The 22,013-nt window shown below is 35.9% G+C and carries 15 protein-coding genes; 3 read left to right on the top strand and 12 right to left on the bottom strand.

Features of this window, described 5'->3' with window-relative positions; genetic code table 11:
* Positions 1-136: 136 nt before the first annotated feature.
* The 6 genes from IV57_RS11855 to IV57_RS11880 form a co-directional block, all read right to left on the bottom strand.
* On the bottom strand, positions 137-2,200 hold the full coding sequence (locus IV57_RS11855) for an LTA synthase family protein (RefSeq protein ID WP_057881732.1): 2,064 nt from the start codon (positions 2,198-2,200) through the stop codon (positions 137-139).
* The gene (locus tag IV57_RS11860; protein ID WP_057881733.1) at positions 2,200-3,243 is read right to left on the bottom strand and encodes a lysylphosphatidylglycerol synthase transmembrane domain-containing protein; all 1,044 of its coding nucleotides are present in this window, start codon (positions 3,241-3,243) and stop codon (positions 2,200-2,202) included. The genes IV57_RS11855 and IV57_RS11860 overlap by 1 nt, the downstream gene beginning before the upstream one ends.
* Entirely contained in the window at positions 3,243-4,277 is a 1,035-nt protein-coding gene (locus IV57_RS11865; RefSeq protein ID WP_057881734.1) for a glycosyltransferase family 4 protein, read from the bottom strand. The genes IV57_RS11860 and IV57_RS11865 overlap by 1 nt, the downstream gene beginning before the upstream one ends.
* Positions 4,270-5,469 carry a glycosyltransferase family 4 protein gene (locus tag IV57_RS11870; RefSeq protein ID WP_057881735.1) on the bottom strand — a complete coding sequence of 400 codons (1,200 nt, stop codon included), beginning with the start codon at positions 5,467-5,469 and terminating at the stop codon, positions 4,270-4,272. The genes IV57_RS11865 and IV57_RS11870 overlap by 8 nt, the downstream gene beginning before the upstream one ends.
* A gap of 77 nt (positions 5,470-5,546) precedes the next feature.
* Positions 5,547-6,041, bottom strand: coding sequence for a QueT transporter family protein (locus tag IV57_RS11875; protein WP_057881736.1), 495 nt, complete (start codon positions 6,039-6,041; stop codon positions 5,547-5,549).
* Positions 6,042-6,818: 777 nt separating this feature from the next.
* Complete coding sequence (locus IV57_RS11880) at positions 6,819-7,463, bottom strand: deoxynucleoside kinase (protein ID WP_057881746.1); 645 nt, start codon at positions 7,461-7,463, stop codon at positions 6,819-6,821.
* 259 nt (positions 7,464-7,722) lie between these two features.
* Here IV57_RS11880 and IV57_RS11885 point away from each other — a divergent pair, with 259 nt between their 5' ends.
* Positions 7,723-9,972 (top strand): SpaA isopeptide-forming pilin-related protein, encoded by a 2,250-nt coding sequence (locus IV57_RS11885; RefSeq protein WP_057881737.1) that lies wholly within the window; start codon positions 7,723-7,725, stop codon positions 9,970-9,972.
* Positions 9,973-10,016: 44 nt separating this feature from the next.
* Here the strand turns inward: IV57_RS11885 and IV57_RS11890 are convergent, their stop codons facing one another.
* The 3 genes from IV57_RS11890 to IV57_RS11900 are packed head-to-tail and all read right to left on the bottom strand — an operon-like array spanning position 10,017 to position 14,189.
* Positions 10,017-11,693, bottom strand: coding sequence for a glycoside hydrolase family 13 protein (locus tag IV57_RS11890; protein WP_057881738.1), 1,677 nt, complete (start codon positions 11,691-11,693; stop codon positions 10,017-10,019).
* A gap of 30 nt (positions 11,694-11,723) precedes the next feature.
* Entirely contained in the window at positions 11,724-12,704 is a 981-nt protein-coding gene (locus IV57_RS11895) for a LacI family DNA-binding transcriptional regulator (RefSeq protein WP_057881739.1), read from the bottom strand.
* A 21-nt stretch (positions 12,705-12,725) separates the two neighbouring features.
* Positions 12,726-14,189 carry a sucrose-6-phosphate hydrolase gene (locus IV57_RS11900; RefSeq protein ID WP_057881740.1) on the bottom strand — a complete coding sequence of 488 codons (1,464 nt, stop codon included), beginning with the start codon at positions 14,187-14,189 and terminating at the stop codon, positions 12,726-12,728.
* 236 nt (positions 14,190-14,425) lie between these two features.
* Here IV57_RS11900 and IV57_RS11905 point away from each other — a divergent pair, with 236 nt between their 5' ends.
* On the top strand, positions 14,426-16,384 hold the full coding sequence (locus IV57_RS11905) for a sucrose-specific PTS transporter subunit IIBC (RefSeq protein WP_057881741.1): 1,959 nt from the start codon (positions 14,426-14,428) through the stop codon (positions 16,382-16,384).
* Positions 16,385-16,405: 21 nt separating this feature from the next.
* Positions 16,406-18,577, top strand: coding sequence for an alpha-galactosidase (locus tag IV57_RS11910; protein WP_057881742.1), 2,172 nt, complete (start codon positions 16,406-16,408; stop codon positions 18,575-18,577).
* Between the two features lie 69 nt (positions 18,578-18,646).
* Here IV57_RS11910 and IV57_RS11915 read toward each other — a convergent pair whose 3' ends face one another.
* The 3 genes from IV57_RS11915 to IV57_RS11925 all read right to left on the bottom strand — a co-directional run bounded on the left by IV57_RS11915 (position 18,647) and on the right by IV57_RS11925 (position 21,733).
* Positions 18,647-20,449: a DUF2207 domain-containing protein gene (locus tag IV57_RS11915; RefSeq protein WP_057881743.1), complete on the bottom strand. Its 1,803-nt coding sequence runs from the start codon at positions 20,447-20,449 to the stop codon at positions 18,647-18,649.
* 72 nt (positions 20,450-20,521) lie between these two features.
* Entirely contained in the window at positions 20,522-21,481 is a 960-nt protein-coding gene (locus IV57_RS11920; RefSeq protein WP_057881744.1) for a S66 family peptidase, read from the bottom strand.
* A gap of 69 nt (positions 21,482-21,550) precedes the next feature.
* Positions 21,551-21,733, bottom strand: a complete 183-nt coding sequence (locus tag IV57_RS11925; RefSeq protein ID WP_057881745.1) for a hypothetical protein — start codon at positions 21,731-21,733, stop codon at positions 21,551-21,553.
* Between the last annotated feature and the right edge of the window lie 280 nt (positions 21,734-22,013).

Genomic DNA, 22,013 nt, shown 5'->3' on the forward strand with positions numbered 1-22,013 from the left:
AGTGTTTTTTACAAAAAAGTTGAATTATTTTTAAAAAGCCAATTCATAAGACTTGCTACTTCCCTATATTACTATCTATAACAGACTCTTGTCCATATAAAAAAGCACTGGAGTGAATTTCCTCCAGTGCTTCATATTACTTGTTAGAGCTTAGTTCTGGTGCATCAGTCTGATAGAGATCAACCATTGACTTATCGTCATTTTGAGCCAATAAACTGGTTCCGTTCTTCTTTTGAGCTTTCTTGAGTTCTTTGATAGTTGTCGACTTCTTATATGAGAAGTCTTTTCTATTAACTGCCGTAAAACCAGGTAGTTTGTGGAATCTCAATAGATCTCCGTTGATAACTCGATCTGATAACGATAATTCAGTTGTTACCTTATTAGATAGCTTTGCCTTCTCGGCTGTTGATATTTTTTTATCTACTTTACCGGTCTTGGTATTGTAGTAGTTACTCCCGACTTTAGTTACATCCGGTGTAACAAAATTACCATTCCTAAAAGCAACGGTTTGTGGGTGTTCACTCGATAGTAAATCACTACCAAATTGAATTGTATTCTTATCATCCATTCCTAACAAATTCATTAGGGTTGGTAAGACATCAATTTCACCACCATATGTATGGTTAATTCCACCTTTTAATCCATCCATATGAATCATAAATGGTACTCGTTGATATTGAGCATCGTTGAACTCATTAAAGTTCTTAATTCCGGTTAACTTAGCCATGGCTTTCTTATGATTATTAGAAATACCATAGTGATCACCATATAGTACGACCATACTGTTCTTATCCAAACCAGTTTCTTTTAACCAGGCCATAAATTCACCGATTGACTGATCCAAATAATGAGCCGTTTGAACGTAACCATCCACAGTCTTATCGCCAGTATCAGTCTTTTCGATTGATTGATTCTTCTTATCCAAGGTATATGGATAATGATTAGTAACGGTAATTAGTTTTGCATAGAATGGTTGTGGTAATTGTTCGATATACTGAGTCGAATCTTTCAAGAAGATTTTATCCTTCATACCATAACCAACGTTATAACTCTTCTTTTGCTTATAATAATTAGAACTAAAGAAGTAATCATAACCCCATGACTTATAAGCATTATCACGGTTCCAGAAACTTGGTACATCCCCATGGAATGAGGCCGTAGTATAACCCTTTTGATCTAACATTGCTGGAGCAGCTTGGAAGGTATTTGTTGTACCATCAGTAACCATCGCTGCACCCTCAGGTAATCCGAAGAGTGAGTTCTCCAGCATAAGTTCAGCATCAGCCGTTTTACCTTGACCAACTTGGTTAAAGAAATTATCAAAACTGAGAGTATCATCTTCATGATAAATTTTATTTAAGTTAGGAGTTACTTCCTCCCCTTGCCATTTATAGTCAATCATGAATTGTTGCAAACTTTCCAAATGAATGACAAAGACATTCTTACCTTTAGCAACACCAGAGTATTCCACATTAGGTTGGACATAGTTATCCTTCATATACTTCTCAATCGAATCAATATCAGAACTCTTTGCTTGTGACTTAACAGCATTAGTTTTAGTGGTTTTTATCATATCGTAAACATTAAAGACATTTAGTCCAAGATATTTAACAATATAGTTATTATCGAAGGTTCTTGTTAATAATTGTGAACGGTCACCTTCAGCCAAAGTTAAGTTTGCTCCGAATAAGAGTACTGCTAATGAACTGATCAAAACTGGTATTTTCCAGTTGAGACGGCGGATGTCCACCTTAATAACATGAAATGCTAATAATAATATCAAGATAATCACATCGGCAAAAACCAAAAAGTCCGTCGGTTTCATAATCCCCATGATACTTTTACCAAGGTTATTAGAAGCAGCTCCAGAACCCTTGATCAGTACCATTGTCAAAAAGTCTGAGAATTCACGATAATATAAAATATTGGAGAATAGCCAGACGGTATCTAAGAAATCAACGATCAGTAGGAAGATATAAGACTTTCTACCTTTCATATACAATGAGATACCAAACAACAGCAACATGACTGGAATTGGATTAATAATCATTAAAAATGTTTGAATCGAACCTTTAACACCTAAGTTAAACTTAGTTTCATAAGCATAGATAGTTTTAATAGTGTATAAAAGTACGGCTAGGATCACAAATCCTAACCTAGTATTTAGAAAATTGGAAATACCTTTAGTAATACGCTTCATTATTTTCGCTCCATAGATTTATTAGCAACTTGTTGTTCAATTTTTGGTTTCTTCGAAACAGCAATAATCCCTAAGAACATCCCCAAATAATACGTAATAAATCTCCATAAAAACATTCCCAATATCAAGCCTGATGCGGAAGGTATAAATCCAGCAAATAAAGTTTTAAAACTGAACTCTGCCCCACCTGAACCACCAGGAATTGGAAAAATTGAGACAATCATTACAATCATGATATGCATGACTAAGACATCAACCACATTTACATGATCACAATTCAATGCCAATAACACAAAGTAGACTACGAAATAGTACAAGAATAGTTGCACGATTGTCAGTAAAGCCGCCTTAACAACTTTAGATTTCTCTCGTTTCAAAACTAAACTTTCCTTATAAAAACTATCGATATAATTTGTAGCCGACTGTAAAATTCTATCACGTTTTTCTTCCTTAAGAAAAAACAATACCGGTTTTAACACAATTTGTACCATTTTTTTGGTGAAATCATAATAATACATGATCATTAATAAGAAAGAAATAGTTACAACATGAATTACCATTCCGAAAACGATCAAGGTCGCCAGCCCAGAAAAATGCTTAGCAACGCTATTGAAACTGACCAGCATGGCTACAATAAAATTAACTAACACCATTGCTTGATAAATTACAAACTTCATCAGTAAAACAGAGCTAGCTCGTCCACCGTCAATTTTCGATTGCATCAAGCCAACTAATTGGGCTGGTTGACCACCTGATGAGAACGGTGTTATCGCATTAAACAAGGCTTGAATAAGGGGAATTCGATACATTTCCCACCATCCAAATTTGCGGTCTTCTTTTTTCTTTAGAAGCGTATGTAACACCATCGCTTCAACGCCATACGATAGCATAATCGATAAAAATGCTACCGCTAGCCAAAAGAAGTTTAAACCCTTAAAAGTTGTAACCAAAGCGTTAAAATTGATATTTCTAGCTTCCCACCAGAAAATACCAACACCTAACCCTATCATTACAAAAAGTGCAGCTATTTGTTTTCTACTCATTATTTATCCCGTTTAGCAATTTTATATTGATCCATATAGAAGTCATACCAAATTTTACTCAAATTTTCCTCTGAGTATTGAGTTGTGGCTTCTTTTGATTTCTTTTTAAAATCATCCAAGATAGAGCGATTATTATTAGCTTTATTGATGAATGCATTCATTTCTGAAAAGCCTTCGGCCTTTTGATAATAACCAGCAATAATAGCCTGGTACAATTCCAAATCTCTCAATAGAACTGGTGCCCCACAACTGAAGGCTTCCAAAACAGACATTGGGAATAACTCATCATATGAAGGTAACAAGAATAAATCACAGATATTATAGTAGTTTACCAAATCATTTCGATCAACTATGCCTGTAAAAGTCATATTACTAGGAGCATTATCAATCATATCCTTATAGCGGTCGTATCCATCAGTGATTTTACCAAATGAGAAACCACCCGCCCAGATAAATTGAATGTCTGGATTCATTTGAGCCAATCTGTAAAAGTCATCTACACCCTTACGTTCCTGAACTTGACCATCTCCAAAGACCACAAACTTGTCTGCAGGGATATTCAACTTTTTACGAAAGTCGGCTTTTTCTTGAGCAGTCTTTTCGTAAAAATTATCAGTTGAAACAAAATTAGGAATATATTTAATTTTCTTTCGATCCAAGCCATGAGCAACCAACTTATCAATAAAAGTTGGATTAACAACTACAATCTGATCCATACGTTTATAAAAACTAATGACATATTTGTAAAAAACACTTTTAGCTGGTTCAGGCAATTTGATGCTGCCCTCTAATGTTTCAGGTAAAAAGTGAACATAACCGATTTTACGGCCACGTTTTTTAGAAAATGTAGACAAGTAAAATTGAGGGTCAATCGTATGGTAATGGCTTAAATCACTCTTGTGATAGTCATTGATCTTTACGTCAAATTCATCACTAAAGTGATCCTTCAACAAATTAATCAATTCCTTATAAGCACTCCCGACACCTTGACCGGCAACTTTGTCTGCAGATGAAAACATGTTTATTTTAATCATTCGAATACTCCTCTGGATCAATTGATGAATCTGATAACTTCTCTTTGATAAAGTAATCTTCGGCATGACGATAAAAGTCTAAAATTGCATTCCCAAATCCATCTGATGAAATACCATATAGTACCTTTTGACGAGCTTCTCGATCATCAAAAGAATTAGGATGATCCAAATACGTCTTTATCTTAGGTACTAACTGATCATCTTCGTTGAATGTTACACCTACTGAGGGATCAGTCAATAAAGCATCAGTATATGGTGCACTTCTAACAATGATCTTAGTTCCAGAAGCAATCGCTTCAATGTAAGTTAGACCTTGAGATTCGGTATCACTTGATGAAACAAAAATATTAGCCATGTGATAGTAAGGTGAAATTTGATCATGATCGACTTCACCCGTAAAAATAACATTATCACTAACACCAAGGTCTTTACTCATCTGAACTAATTCATCAAAATCAGGTCCACCACCAACAATAACCAACATAATCTTCGGATTATATTCCAATAGTTCTGGCATAGATTTTAACATATGATCAATTTTCTTCTCTAAAGCAATTCGACTAAGCATCAAAATAACTGGCGTATCTTCAGAGATACCCAATTTTTCACGGATAGCTAAAGCATTAACTGGTTTAGTATATTCTGACAAATCAACTCCGGTTGGAATAATCGAAATTGGTGTCTTGATGTCATAACGATCCATCGTTTCTTTAACTTGCTTACTTGGGGCCACAACTCCTGAAGCATTCTTCAAAAATAGTCTGGTAACTTGTTTAACATGATATGGTTTCAATAGATGACCATTCAAAACATAGTGTAAGTAGTCTTCGTACATTGTGTGGTATGTGTGAACAAATGGGATCTTCAGTTGCTTAGCAACAAACTTACCCATCATACCTAGTGAAAACTCTGTTTGTGTATGAATGATATCTAGTTTTAACTCTTTAGCTAAATCAACCGCATGAAACATCCCACGAATAGCGATTCTTCTGTCAGTAAATGAAATAAAGGGTACACTAGCCAAACGAAAAATATTTGGTTCAATCGTATTCTTAGGGACATTAGGATCAGTTGTTGTAAAAATATAAACTGAATGACCCTTTCTCTCTAAGTCATTTTTCAATGTTTGGATTGAAGTAGCTACCCCACTTACTTGAGGGAAGTATGTATCGGTAAAAATTCCGATATTCATATAAACACATCTCCTCACAATCTTTATAGAATAGATTATAACAAAAAAAAGAAGGAATCACTTCCTTCTTCTCTGTCTTATCTTATTAATTTGCTGAAATTTTGATTTTTCATCAAGAAATAAAAGATGACTGCACCAATCGCTACCACAACTAATTCACCAAATCCAACGGTAACTAAATTTAGCCAAAATGGCAACTTTAAAACAAAGTGCAATTCAGCTCCAACAATAATCCCGTTTACAACTGCACAGACAACTGGAACAGTCCATAGCAGTGAATTCTTAGCCGGAATTCTTGTAATGATCAAGCAAGCTACGGCAGTCGCCAAAGTACCAAGTACAATATCGTACATTCCTAATTGGGCACTGAAAATGTTAGAGATCAAACAACCAATGATCAATGACCAACTATATTTATGATTAAAAAATGGCAATAACATCAAAATCTCTGAAACCCGGAATTGGACTGCTCCATAAGAAAAAGCTGAAATTCCTGGTGCAATCGTAATTGCAACATAAAGTGCTGCGATTAAAGCAAGCTGTGTAATATCTCTTGTTTTTAAATTACTCAAAATAAATCCTCCACTGTTTTTATTCATAGCAGGTTACCAGTGCAAACTGCCCTTAATAGATTAGCTTATTTTTTATTGAGTCGCAAGTATAATCAAAATTTATGATTGGTTAAAACGTAAATCAACGAAGTTGTTATTATCTTGCCGTCTTCCACAAAAATCGAAATTTGGCCGGAACGTAGTGGGCACGACTTGGGGCCAACAAGAAACATGTTGTCTTCAAGCTCGGCCTTGTTCTAAGTGGGTTCCCCACTAAGAACAACTTCACTACTGAGCCAATTTCGATTTTTGTTCCAGACTAGATAGTTGTTTCTATATTTTAGTAATTTGAATCCATTTTAGTAGATTTCTGTTTATTCAAATTTACATCAAACAAAGTAATCCATATCGTCTGATTGTATATTCAGTTAATATGAACTATTTTCGCTAAAAACATTACGTAAAATCAATCAATCAAAAATTATTTTTGATCAGCAAACCAATTAAAACATTTATTAGTCTGGAGCAACAAAGCCGATTGGCTCAGCAGTAAAATCATTCTTAGCAATTTATTGCTTAGAATGAGGTCGAACTTGGAGACGATGTGAACTTCATCGGCTTCAAGTCGGCCTACTGCGTTCCAGCCAAATCGGCTTTGTTGCGGAAGACGGGAAACTAAGCATACCTATGCTTTAACCAATCATAACTAAGTACCAAAGACTTAGTTATGCTATCTTTTCAATAACAAAAAACCAGCCAATTCACAAATGAATTAGCTGGATTTATTTTAATGATTTTTTATTTTAATGTACCACGGGCACGTAATTGTTCGTCAATCAAATCCAAGACTTTTTGACGATCTTCGGGATTTTCAACAAAATCATACTTATCGCCATCGATCTTCATCTTTGGACTGTAATCATAGTCATCATACCAACCATCATAACGGCTAAGTAATTGGTGGTAATATTCTGGCAACGTAGGATCTTGTTCTGGTTGTTCGTATGAACGGCCACGTTTTTCGATACGGTGAATCATAGTGTCATACGAGATATCAAGATGAACAAGTAGGTCCGGAGCTTTTTTAGCAGCAGCGTATGGTAGTTCTTGCATCATGTTATCTAGTAATTCATCATAAACTTTTACTTCTTGAGGAGTAGCTCTGCCCATATCAGCGTTCATATGGAAAAATAGTGAATCTTCATAGATTGAACGGTCCAAAACATTGTTATCTTGTGCCATGGCCTTCTTGATTGATTCAAAACGTTTGTTTAAGAAGTAGATCTGTAATAAGAAAGCATACTTCTTAGGATCCTTATAGAACAAAGGTAAAACTGGGTTATTATCAACCTGTTCATAGAAAGCCTCTGTTCCTAAATGTTCTGATAAAACTGTTGCCAATGAACTCTTACCGGCTCCAATTGCGCCGCTCAATACGATCATCATTATTCTCCTCCGTAACTTACGTTTAATTCTCTATTTGTAAAAAAACAACAGTAATTATGATATCACTTCTATGCTATATATTGTATAGATTTTCCAAATTTCACAAGATGTGGTAGTCCTGAGAATGGATAACTTCCTATTAAGTAGGCATTCTCATCAAAAAATAATTTTATTAATATTTAGTAGCTGACCCCTTTTTAATACCTAACAAAAATTCTATAATTATATTTGTATTCAAAACGAAAGGGGAAAGAATATGGGGATTAAATTACGTAATTTTATGCTGACATTAATTGCCGCATTTGGGCTGGTTGTTTTGGTATTTTCATGCCAAGCAACAAACACTCAAGCTGCAACCAATTATGTCACCAACAGTCAAGACAATGGCTTACTGACCGGAATGAAGATTGATCAAAAAGATTACTCTACTGGTAGTAATGTCAATGTAACGCTTGATTGGGATGCCACTGGCAAAAATTTGGTCAATGGTGATACTTGGACTATCGAATTACCGGATACATTGAGAGTTCGAGAAGCCGGCGACACATTTCCTTTAACAAATGAACTTGGCGAAACAATTGGTCAAGCGGTTGTGAATGCTGACAATACTGTCACCGTAAATTTCACTAATGTTGAGGGTAAAAGTGACTTCAAAGGTAGCTTAGAATTATCCCAGGGAATCGGACCTGGTAAAAGTGCTGTTATCGGTGACAATAATGTTGAAATCGGTAGTTTTAATGACAACATGACGGTTGTTAATTCTGACAAAGACTTCTCCAAAAAAGGCAAGCTTGGTCAGGATGAAAATGGCGAGCCAATTGTTACTTGGACTATCTTGGTCAACCGTAATAGTGATAATTTTTCAAACCTTACGGTAAGTGATTACATTGATCCAGTTACTTCGGGACATACTTATATCCCTGGATCAGTTAAAGTTAGTGAGGCCGTTTGGTCTTCACCTGGTTATTACAAAAATACTCGCGAATTAAATAGCAGTGAATATACACTGAATGAAACTGCTAATGGATTTGACTTATCAGGTTTAAAGAACAATCAGTTCTACGCTATTACGATGCAAACCAAGCTTAACGATGCTAGTGGTGCAACTGATGGTACCAAGTTTAAAAATAAAGCTAATTACACTTGGCAAAGTGGTTCCGGAAATGGTAGTGGAATTAATAAAGGTAGCGTTAACGCAAGTGTAACTGGTGGTACTAACTCCGGTAGTGGTAATGGTAATGATATTTTGGGTGGCGTTACGCTTACTAAACAAAGTACCATTGACGATACTAAATTCCTGGAAGGTGCTACTTATGACCTCTATCAATTTGGAAACGATACTCCTCTTCAAACTGGTTTAACTACCGATGCTAATGGTCAAATTAATGTAACTGATTTAGAGCAAGGCAATTATTACTTTAAGGAAACTAAAGCTCCAGATGGCTACTTGATCAATAACAACGAAGTTCCCTTCACAGTCTCTGGTACAACAACCACTCCAGTGACCGTTGAAGCTAAGGATGAACCTAGCACCAAAAATGAGATTGGTTCTATCGCTGTCATGAAAGAGGACGAAGAAACCGGTTATCGTTTACAAGGTGCCGAATTTGAAGTTATTAATGCTGATGGCACAGTAGTTGGCAATTTCACGACTGATGAGATGGGGGTTGGGCATTGTTTTAACCTCCCTACCGGCAAATATACTTTACGTGAAACTAAAGCCCCAGCTGGTTATATAAAAAGTGCGGATTCAACTTTTGAAATCACTACTGACAATTTAACTCCGGCCTTGATTTCAATTAAAGATGAAAAAGAATCTGTCTTTGATGATAGTTATTTTGTAAATCTACAGAAATTTGATCGTGATGATATGAACACTGGTGTCGCTGGTGCTGAGTATACTTTATACGATGAATTAGGCACACCTGTTGAAACAAAATTGACTGATACAACTGGTTTAATTAAAATTGACGGTTTAAATCCTGGGAAGTATTATTTCTTAGAAACCAAAGCTCCTAATGGTTACAATTTAAATCCCGATAAGATTTATTTTGAAATTAAAACTGAAAGTGTCTCTACTCAGACATTAGTTACCTCTGATTCCAAAAAAACTACTAACCCTGGTGGCAATGGTGGTAATGAAGGAAATGGCAACGAAGAAGATAACAATGGTAAAGATCCTGACACCGATGATAATAACGAAGGTAATACTGAAAATCCTGATACTGATTCAAACAACGGTGGTAATGAAGACGATAATAACGGTGTAATTGTTGATCCTGAACAACCTGGTTCAAACAACAATAACAACAATGGTAACGGTGGACTAATTACTAGCCCATTGAACCCTGATACTTCAAGTAACGGTAATACCAATACTACTAATAACACAAATAATTCTAACGGTACCCTTCCCCAAACTGGTGCTAAATCTAGTTTGGCTGCAAGTCTACTTGGTTTAATTATTTTATCGGGTGTTATTTATTACCAACGCCGTAAAGCTTAATTAAGCAATCAAAAAGGCTGAGAAAATTTCTCAGCCTTTTTATTTTACATTGAATATACTTTTGACTCATAGGGACGTAAGTTATTATGTTGATCATCAGCATAGTTACTAATAATCTGTTGTTCTCTGCCGTTGAGGTACTCATTCACTGGACAATTTAATGTTTGTTCAGTGAAATTACAAATAACTAACCAAGTTTGACCCTGCCAATGTCTTTGATACATAAAGATATTAGGATCGTCAGCTAATAGCAATTTGAAATCACCCAATGTAACCAAAGGATAATCATGTCGTAAGGTGATCAGTTTTTGATAATAGTACCAAGTTGAATTTTTATCCACTAATGCTGCATCAACCTTAATGGTTGAATAATTAGGATTGACCTTAATCCAAAGTGTCACATCACTAAAACCAGCATTAACCAGCGTATTCCACTGCATCGGTGTTCGTGAATTATCTCGTGAATTGGCCTCGATTCGTTGCATCATATCATCATTCGTCAATAAATGACTTTTGGTAACAATATCCTGATAAGCATTTAAAGTTTCAATATCTCGATAATCAGCTAAATTCTTGAAATGTGCATTAGTCATCCCCAACTCTTCACCTTGATAAATATAAGGTGTCCCTTGCAAAAGATGAAGACAAGTTGCTAACATTTTAGCAGACACATCACGGTATTGCTCTGAATCGTTACCAAATCGAGAAACGGCCCGCGGAGTATCATGATTATTCCAAAACAGGCTATTCCAAGCTTTGTCTTTCAAAGCAACTTGCCAATTATTGATTACCTTTTTTAATTCCACTAATGAAGTTTTTCTAGTGCTCCATTTGCCAAAACCATGTTGACTGTTATCCAAACGTAAATGTTGAAATTCAAAAACCATGTTTAACTCCTGACGATCAAAGCCAGCATATTTCACACCATCATCTGGAGTTATTCCATGGGTTTCGCCGACCGTCATAATATCCTTTTTAGATAAAACCTCTCGATTCATCTCTTGAAGGTAATCATGTACCTTAGGACCGTTAGTTACCCTAGCATCACCAAATTTACTATGTGGTTTCAACGGACCATCAGGTAATCCCGGAAGTTTGGATATCTGATTAATAACATCCATCCGAAAACCATCAACACCCTTTTTTAACCACCAATTCATCATGTCATAAATTGATTGACGCATCTGCGGATTTTCCCAATTCAAATCTGGTTGTTTAGTAGAAAAAGTATGTAAATAATATTCCTTTGTTTGTTCATCATATTTCCAAGCTGAACCACCAAAAGCAGAATCCCAATTATTCGGTGGATTACCCGCATTTCCTACACGCCAGAAATAAAAATCACGATACTTATTGGTAGTATTGCTGCGACTTTCTTTAAACCAAGCATGCTCATCTGAAGTATGATTAACAACCAAGTCCATAATAATCTTCAAACCTTTATCGTGAGCGGCTTTTAATAACTCTTCAAAATCAGCCATCGTCCCAAAATCACTAGCTATTTCCTGATAATCACTAATATCATAACCATTATCATCATTCGGTGAGCGATAAATTGGATTCAGCCAAATTACGTCCACTCCTAATTTTTGCAAATAATCTAAATGTTGAATGATTCCTTGTAGATCACCAATTCCATCATGATTAGTATCTTGAAAACTGCGTGGATAAACTTGATAAACGACTGCCTTTTGCCACCATTTGATTGCTTGATCTGTCATTTATATTTCCGACTCCTTCTATAATATAAATTATGCTGTAATTCCTTTAACCAATTTAACTGGTAAAACATATTCTTTCTCTAAGTCACAATTAGCATCAGCCACTCGCTGCAATAATAGCGAAACTAATAACGTACTAATATCAGCCAATGGCTGCTCAATAGTTGTCAATTCAGGACTATAATTACGAATAATTTCCGTCCCATCATAACCAACTACCTTTAAATCTTCCGGCACTGAAATATTTAATTGCCGTGCCACACTGATAGTCAACATAGCATTCAAATCATCACTACAAAAAATTCCATCATAATGAGCTTGCTTTAAAATAGATTTTATTTCCATTGTTTTTAAAGCTGGTGATAATTCAAACGGCAATTCATGAACATGGCTAATTAAATTTTTCTCTTTTAAATAATCTTTATATCCTTCTAATCGACCATTAGTTGGCGATCCCGGTTGATTCTTACCTGAAAATATGGCAATATCTTTCGCACCAGCCTGATGTAATGCTTGGGCAGCCAAATACCCGCCGTGATAATTATCAGAACTAACGATTGGAATATTATCCGAAAGATAACGATCAAACGAAATAATCGGCAGACCATACTGTTGATATTCCTCAATTCCCAAGTTATGGGCTCCAGCAATAATTCCATCAACCTGATTGGCCATTAACATTTGTAAATAATCACGTTCCTTTTGAGGATCATCGGCACTATTGCAAAGAATTACTTTATAATTTTTGGCAAAAAGTAATTTTTCAATTCGTGATACTAATTCTCCAAAGAAAGGGTTTCTAATATCTGAAAAAATCACACCAATCAATTGCGTATTCTTCCCTTGCAATGAGCGAGCCATGTTATTGGGCTGATAATGTAATTCATGCATGGCTGCAAAAACTTTATCTTTAGTTTGTTGACTCAAATAACCATGGTTATTAATTACTCGTGAAACGGTTGTAACAGATACTCCGGCCAATTGAGCCACATCATTTAATTTTGGTTTCATTATTTAAACTCCAGTAATAACTTATTTACGCCATTCCCAGATTGTTCCTTCAGCATCAGAAGATTTAGTTTCTAATTCAAGTTTGCTTGGTAAATCATCTAAGAAAAATCGACCTGTAATAACAGAATAGCCATTATCAATATAGCATTCAAAAACTGACACATCTATGATTAGGCGAATTTTTAAAGCTTTATGGGCAGTTACCTGGCTAGACCTAATTTGTCCATATTTTTCGCCAAAGGAGTGACCGGTATTACTTCGATCAATCGTTACCTGTCCTTTAGTCGAATCCAACAAGATCTTTAGATCGCCAGTTTGTTTTTGATTTGTAATCGAAAGATCTAAGTTAGTATCTTTAGGTATTGTCAATTCAACTTCAAAACTACCATTTGTCGGATCTAAGTTAATTATTTGTTTCTTTGTCGATAATTTTTGCTCATTTATCCGTAATTGCTCTGTTTCAATCACCGGATTCTGATAAAGATGGCCATCTTTTAGACTCAAATCTTTAATTATACTTAGACAATGTGCCCAATTCTCAGAATCAGTCGGGTATGAAATTTCTGGTAAGCCGATCCAACTGACTGCCAAAGCACGACCATCCGGAGCATTAAAGGCCTCCGTTGCATAGACATCAAAACCATCATCCAATTGTTTTACTGATCCGATATTCTTTAACTGAGCTGTTTCTAAATCAGCTGCATCCGCAACTGAATAAACATTAGGATAAATATTTTGATAATTTAATTGTTTTCTATCCAAACCTTGTGGGCAAAAGATAAGTATCGGTTGATTATCAATAAAAACCAAATTTGGGCATTCGATCATGAACCCACTAATATCTTCTGGTAAATTCAATGATCCATTAAATTTCCATTTTTTAAGGTCAACTGAACTGTAAACCAAAGCTGAACCTTTTTCAGAATTTGTTTGTCCACCAATAATGGCATAATACTTATTATTTTGCTTAATAAGATAAGGATCACGGAAAGAAGATGTGTAACCTGTGGGAGCTTGTTCAATTAAAGGTATCGACATCTTTTGAACTTTATTATCCCTACTCATCCAGGCACCATTTTGAAATGATTGACGTTGCCAATCCTTTGTTCGAACATTTCCGGTATACATAATAAATAACTTATCTTCTACTGGAATGGCCGTCCCCGTGTAGGCACCATGGGAATCTAATTTGGAATCAGGTTTAATGGCCAAGCCTTCATCATGCCAATCAACTAGATTATTAGACGTTAAGTGTTGCCATGATTTCAATCCATGGACTGGTCCATAGGGAAATACTTGATAGAATAGATGCCATTGATTATTAAAGTAAGAAAAACCATTGGGGTCATTCAATAGTCCAGAATCTGGTTGTATATGATGGTTCATGCGCCATTTTGATTTTTTAACCTGTTTCCTTAAATCATTCAAAGTCTCAGTTGGCCAATCATTATATGGTGTGTATCTTGTCTCTCGATTCCAAATCATAAGTTGTAACTCCTTTTGACATACTAAACTAATTGCATTCATTATAAATCCGCTTACATTCATATGTCAAACGTTTATCATATTTATGAAAAATTCATATCATTTATATATCAAATGTTATATTAATACGAAGAAGTTTTAAAAAATCATTATGATAAACGCTTGACATAAAATTAATTCTTGTTATTATTGGATTGTGTAAAGCGTTTACAAAACAAATTTGAGGAGTGATCTGCATGAACCATAAAGAAGTTGCTACACGTGTCCTCGCAGCCGTTGGACCAAATAACATCCAAGCTGCCGCTCATTGTGCCACACGATTAAGATTAGTTATTAAAGACGAATCCAAAATCGACCAAAAAGCTTTGGACAATGATCCTGATGTAAAAGGAACGTTTGAAACTAATGGCCAATATCAAATTATTATTGGACCTGGTGATGTCGATAATGTTTACGATGCTTTAATTGCCAAAACCGGTTTAAAGGAAGCAACCCCTGATGATATCAAGGCCGCTGCCAGTGCTGGTAAAAAGAAAAATCCATTAATGGACTTCCTAAAAGTTCTTTCTGATATTTTTATTCCTATTATTCCAGCGCTAGTTGCTGGTGGTCTATTAATGGCTTTAAACAACGTGCTTACGGCCGAACATCTCTTCATGGCTAAGTCAGTTGTTGAAACCTATCCTGGTCTTAAGGGTGTTGCTGAAATGATCAACGCCATGGCCAGCGCTCCCTTTACTTTCTTACCAATTCTTTTAGGTTTTTCAGCTACCAAACGATTTGGTGGTAATCCTTATCTAGGTGCAGCCATGGGAATGATCATGGTTCTTCCATCACTTGTTAATGGCTACAGCGTAGCTGCTGTCATGGCTGCTGGAAAAATGCCTTATTGGAACATCTTCGGTTTGAAGGTCGCCCAAGCTGGTTATCAAGGACAAGTTCTTCCCGTTCTTGCTGTCGCCTACATCCTAGCTACTTTAGAAAAATTCTTCCACAAACATATTAAGAGTGCCTTTGATTTTACTTTCACACCAATGCTTGCAATTGTTATTACTGGATTCTTAACTTTCACGATTGTCGGTCCCGTTCTAAGAACTGTCAGTGATGCTTTAACTAACGGTTTAGTTGGACTTTACAATACAACTGGTTGGATCGGTATGGGTATCTTTGGATTACTATATTCAGCCATTGTTATTACTGGTTTACACCAAACTTTCCCAGCTATCGAAACCCAATTATTAGCTAACGTCGCCAAAACTGGTGGTTCATTCATCTTCCCAGTCGCTTCAATGGCTAATATCAGTCAAGGTGCTGCTACGTTGGCTATCTTCTTTGCTACTAAGAGTCAAAAACAACGTGCTCTAACATCTTCAGCTGGTATTTCTGCTTTACTAGGAATTACTGAACCGGCAATTTTCGGAGTTAACTTAAAAATGAAGTTCCCCTTCATCTTCGCTGCTATCGCTTCTGGTATTGCCTGTGTCTTCTTAGGTTTATTCCACGTTTTAGCCGTAGCTATGGGACCTGCTTCTGTTATTGGATTTATTTCAATTGCCTCTAAATCAATTCCTGCCTTTATGCTCAGTGCTTTGATTGCCTTTGTTGTAGCCTTCATCCCTACATTCATTTACGCTAAGAGAACTTTAGGCAATAACGTTGATGCTACAGAACCAACTCCTAAAGTTGCTCAACCAATTATGGTCAGCGACGAAGTTTTAACAGCTCCCGTTAGTGGTCTCAGTGAAAGCCTTCGTGATGTTGACGATAAAGTCTTTTCTGCTGAAATCATGGGTAAAGGGGTTGCTATTATCCCTACTGATAATAAAGTTGTTGCTCCAGCCAGTGGTACGATAACAGTAACTTATGATAGTAAACATGCTTATGGTATTAAAACTACTGACGGTGCTGAAGTATTAATTCATCTTGGCCTCGATACAGTTAATTTAAATGGTAAATATTTTACGACTAATGTAAAAAAGGGCGATCAGGTACACCAAGGGGACCTATTAGGTACCTTTGACATTAAACAACTAAAGACCGCTCAGTATGATCCAACGGTTATGTTAGTTGTTACCAATACCAATGATTACAGTAACGTAGAACGCTTAAAGACGACTAACGTTACTACCGGTGATCAAATAATTGCCTTAACCGAACCAGCTGCCACAACCTCTGGCGTTGCCGCAACTATTTAAAAATATAGGAGTAATTGTTATATGCCTGTTGAATTTGATAAAACAAATGGATTAATCAATCTTCACAATAAGAATATCAGCTATATTATTCAAATACTTGATCATAAATATCCAGTTCATCGTTACTTCGGCCGTTTCATCCAAAATTATCATGACAATCATGATCTACCACAAGGTAACCATGCTTTCGCAGTCGATGTAACCCCAGAATTTCCATATTCAATTACTTCCCTACCACTTGAATACTCAACTATCGGTAGTGGTGACTATCGTTTGCCTAGTTTTTTGATCAAAGACTCGGATAATCAACTTTTACCGCTTCTAGAATATTCCAGTATGACCATCACACATAAGCCGATTAATCCTACACAATTACCTAAATCAGTGACAAAAAATTCGCCAGTATCAACTCTCATCCTTCATCTAAAAGATCCACAAACAAATTTAGAAATGGATTTAAACTACACCATTTTTGAAGAAGAAAATCTAATTCTCAGAAGTACTACTTTAAAAAACAGTGGTACTTCTGTTTTAATGATTTCTGCTGCAGCCAGTGCCCAGTTAGACTTGCCGACTAATGATTATTCAACTTTAACCTTTTCTGGAACTCATGCCCATGAAGCTAACCCCACTTTAGTACCACTACATACAGGTATCCAAATGCAACATACCTTTCGTGGTACCAGTGGTCCACAACAACAACCATTTGTTGCTTTGGCTAATCCTAATACAACTGAGTTTAATGGCGAGATCATCAGTTGTGCTCTAATTTGGAGTGGTAATTTTGAAAGTGCAATTGAAGTCGATCAATATCAACATACTCGTTTAAAAATTGGACTAGAATCAACGACTTTCAATTGGCAATTACTCCCTGGTAGTAGTTTTCAAACCCCTGAAGCAATCCTGACATGGTCTAATTCTGGTTTCAATGGTATGTCGCAAATACTCCACAACTTTGGTAATCAACTAAAACCACTTCCAAGGACAAAAGAAACCATCGCCCTAAATACTTGGGAAAGCATGTTTTTCGACGTTTCTGAAAAAAAAGTCGAAAATTTTATTCAACAGGCCCTTCCCTTAGGCATAAATATGATTGTTCTTGATGATGGTTGGTTTGTTAATCGACACAGTGAAGATGGTCAATTGGGAGATTGGCAATACGATTCACATAAATTCCCACACGGATTAGAACCATTGGTCAAACAAGCTCATCGTCTAAAGATGAAATTTGGTCTCTGGGTCGAACCAGAAATGATCACAGAAAATAGTCAATTATATTCCAAACATCCCGAATGGACGCTTAATTATAAAAATCGTCAACCAATCACGGCCCGACATCAATTGGTACTTGATCTATCTCAGTTAAAAGTTCGTCAGCATTTATTAACTACTTTGCTAAATTTAGTTCAGGACAATCATTTAGACTACTTAAAATGGGATATGAATCGTCATTTAACCCAAGTGGGTAATGCTTGGTTACCAGCAGAACAGCAGGATGAATTATATTATCGCTATGTTATTGGTCTTTACGACCTCTTAAAGAAATTACGTCAAGCTTGTCCCAACTTGATCATTGAAAATTGTTCTGCCGGTGGTGGCCGTCTGGACTTTGGAATGATGGCTTATACTGATCAAACTTGGTTAAGTGATCTAACTGATCCCATTGATCGGGCAAAAATCGAAAATGGTTTTAGTTATCTTTTCCCTCAAAATATTTTTAGCAATCACGCCTCAGCTTCACCAAATGGACAAAACGGACGTCAAACAACACTCCAATCACGTTTACAATTAGCCAGCATTGGGCAAATGGGGTTCGAATTGGATTTGAATACCCTAACTGAAAATGACAAGACTCTCATTAAACAACAAATCCTCAAATATCAAAATTGGTGGTCTCCCGCTTTTAACAATGCTGCATTTTATCGTTTAACTCAAATCGGTGACGATACTAAGGTTACTTGGTTGTTAGTTACTAATGACAAAAAACAGGCACTGATTTTTTACTCATATGGTATTAGCTCTGCTGTCAAAAGAATCACTACACTCCCACTACATTATCTGGATGACCAAGCCACTTATCATTCACTCAATAATGAAACTTTCAGTGGTGCCGAACTTAATTCGATTGGATTAACTATTCCACCAGTTCAGAATGACTTCGAAACTCAACTGATTTGGTTAGGCCAAAACTAATTCCAATCAACACAAAAAACTATCCCTGAATTTTCTCAGAGATAGTTTTTTTTATTATAATTATTTAAATTAGAAAGCTCCGCCACCGGAACCGCCACCAAATCCACCTGATGTTCCTCCTGAAAAACCACCAGAACCACCAGAAACACTACTCGAAACGCCACCAGCACTAATTGCACCAACAAACGACGATTGAAAACCACCAGTACCGGCACTCATGAAGCCAACTGCTCCACCCATATAGAATGGAACCACTAGGGAGTTATCAATTTCAGCAACATCGAAGTTAACCTTCAAAGCCTTAATAACTTTGTCGGAAACTCCAAATACAACCGCATATGGTAAAAATTGTTCCCAGAGAATCAGATCGCCTACTTCAGCCATCTTAATATCATCAATATCACTCAACATTCGTTTAAAAGCTCGAATCTTATTAACTTCTTCTTCACCTAAATCCGTATACGGAGTGATCCGTTTTTGAGCTATCCAATAAAAGCCCCAAATACTACTCCCTAAGATGACCGCAATCACCCCAGTTATTAAAATATTTTTGCCAAAAATAACTGAAATGACAAACATGATTCCCAAAATAATATCAGTAGCGATTGCTGAGATTCTAAAATCATCAACTAATCTCATATTGGTTAGATCAAGATATTTCTCACGACCTTTAGCAGCATCTTTAGCCCAATTTTCAAAACGCTTACTCAATTTATCTTTACTGGTCATCGTCTTAGCCGCATATTTGATCTGCTTCAGATTAACTTTTTTACCATTGCCAATATCATTGATCAAATATTTAAAAAATTCATTCGTCGGAGGCACTAAAGCCGTTATTTCATAAGTCCGTCCAACCTTTTCAATCTTCATCCGTCGTTTACCAACTTCATCCATTAAATCGGCTGTCAATGCTAAACTATCAGCTCTATCACTACGATCAAGAATAACTTTAGTAAAACTAGGTGAAAATTTGGGTTCATCAAAAACATGATATAACGGTGTCGGAATTACGTGCTTATGTCCTTGATTATTGCGGATAGCAATTATCCGATAAAGATAAATTATCAGAATCACCACTACTCCTAAGGCCATCAAGATCCAATAGATCCATTCTCGACGCTGACGACTAATGTTAGCACCATCAGCTAACTTTTTTTCACCTGCTAAAATTTTACTCTTAGCATTTTTCTTCACAATATTTTGATTATTAGCTGTAACTGCCGTAGGAAAAATAACATGACTCTCAACGTATGCATTAGCTGGATTATGATCTAACTTCATCACTACTCGACCATTTTTCTTATCGACTTTAGTGTATCCATCCAAAGATCCATGTGTCCAAGCTTTCAATTGCGATACGTTTTTACTAGGAAGTTGTACTGTTAGCTTAATATTGTTTAATTGATTATCCCAACCATTTCCAATCATGCGCCAATTCATCTCGGCTGTATCTAAATAATTAGTCACCACACCCGCTAGACGATATTTATAAACAAAAGTCACTGTCTGAAAGGAAACATCATGATAAACTTTGATATCCATTTTCTTTTTATTCTTTGATACTTTAAAAGTATTATTTTGACCGGATTCTGACTGCTTTAAATAAGTCTGTTTCCCGGCCATATCCACTGATACTTGCGGTTCAGTGGTTCCTTTGGTACCCTTTAAATCCTGCGTATAATAAACGCCATGAAAATCACCGGTAAATTCGTAAGTGATTCGTTGTGTCAGATCAACATTCCCGTCTTTTAAGATCTTGGCCGTCTCATCATATTTTTTGATTTGATATTTATCAGCTTTGACAACTGTTGGTGCCTGAAAAGCCAAAAAGATCCCCAGAATGGTGAATATTATCCCCCATAATTTTTTCATTTTTACCCCCAGTGAATAAATCAATATACATATTTTATCATACCGATATTTTCAACACGGTTTGTTTTGGTTTTAAAATTCGGAAAAACTAATCTGCATTTTTTCAGCATCAATCCTAACCTGAGCTCCCAGTGGGGTTGTCAACATCGGCACCGTATGACTTGAATCATAATCATAAATTATCGGTAATTTTTTATCTCCCAAAACCTCTAATAAAATATCAATTGGCCGACGTCCTGTTCCTAAATCATCAAACAAAGCATGTTTACCCAAAATAATCCCTTTTACTTGATCAAACACACCCGCATTTTTAATCATGGCAAAATTTTTTTCAATAATCGAAGCATCTTTTTCTGCATCCTCAATCAATAACAGATCATCTTTAGTAAATTCCGGAAAATACTTTGAACCAATGATTCCTGACATTGTATTCAAATTACCACCAATAATTCGACCGGTTAGAATTGGCGTATCAGTATAATGCCACTTATTCTGAAACATTTGTTTATCATGTTCAAAATTTTCCCAATTGACCTGTTCATCAGTCCATTCCTCTGGTGCCGCTACCGTGACGGTCGAAGTTGCTAAAATAACTTGTTCAAAATCTTCCCACGTAACATCAACAATTGGTGAAAATTCACCAAAAGAAGCCACTAATGCTGGACCATAAAGAACCCGACAAGCTGGAGCTTTAGTCTTCACCGCTAACAAAAATGCCGTTATATCAGAATAACCGACAATTATTTTGGGATGTGCCTGAAGGTAATCAAAATCAAGGTACTCCAAAATTGCATTGGTATTCGAACCACCAATCGTCGCCATCAAAATGTCAATTGAATTATCATGGATCAATTGATTGATCTCATCAGCGCGCTCTTTAATACTACCGGCACGATAAAAATCACTCTGACCAGTCAGTTTCCCTGCAACTAGTTCAATTCCTTTCGTCTCTAAAAATTGTTTTGCCCGAATAAAACGTTTTGGTGAAATCTTAGTGATCGGTGTTGAACTTGAAAAAAAACCTATTTTCATATTTTAATCCCCCAAATTAATTAATAAGACTAAAATACCACTAAATCGAATTGATTTAGTGGTATTTATTTACATTCTTTCTAACCAAGTCTTATTTAGATACCCTTGCCAATATAATCCCGATTGTTGTAAAAGTGCATCATTAGATAAAACATACTTTCTGAATGGGACGTGAGTCTTTAATCCTGTTTTACCAGCTAAAAATTGTTCATCATTAATCCGATTCTGATTAGCCTGATAGTTCATAGTCATTTTGACCCCAATATTGACCGTACAAAATATTAATAACAGTGTAATTATTAACCTAAAATATCGATTTGGCTCAAATTTATAAAGGATCAACACCTTACCTACAAATAAAAGCGCCATTAGATATAAAAAGACATAGGCCGTGAAAAATTCTCGAGGATTAATCGGCGCCACAATCAATAAAAATGGTGCTGTCAAAGCAAAATAAGTCATCAAACTGAAATAAACTAAATAATTTTCCTTTATATTAAAAACGAAAATTACAAGAACAAGTTAGCCACTT

The organism is Companilactobacillus kimchiensis (genome assembly GCF_001438805.1).
GTDB lineage: Bacteria > Bacillota > Bacilli > Lactobacillales > Lactobacillaceae > Companilactobacillus > Companilactobacillus kimchiensis.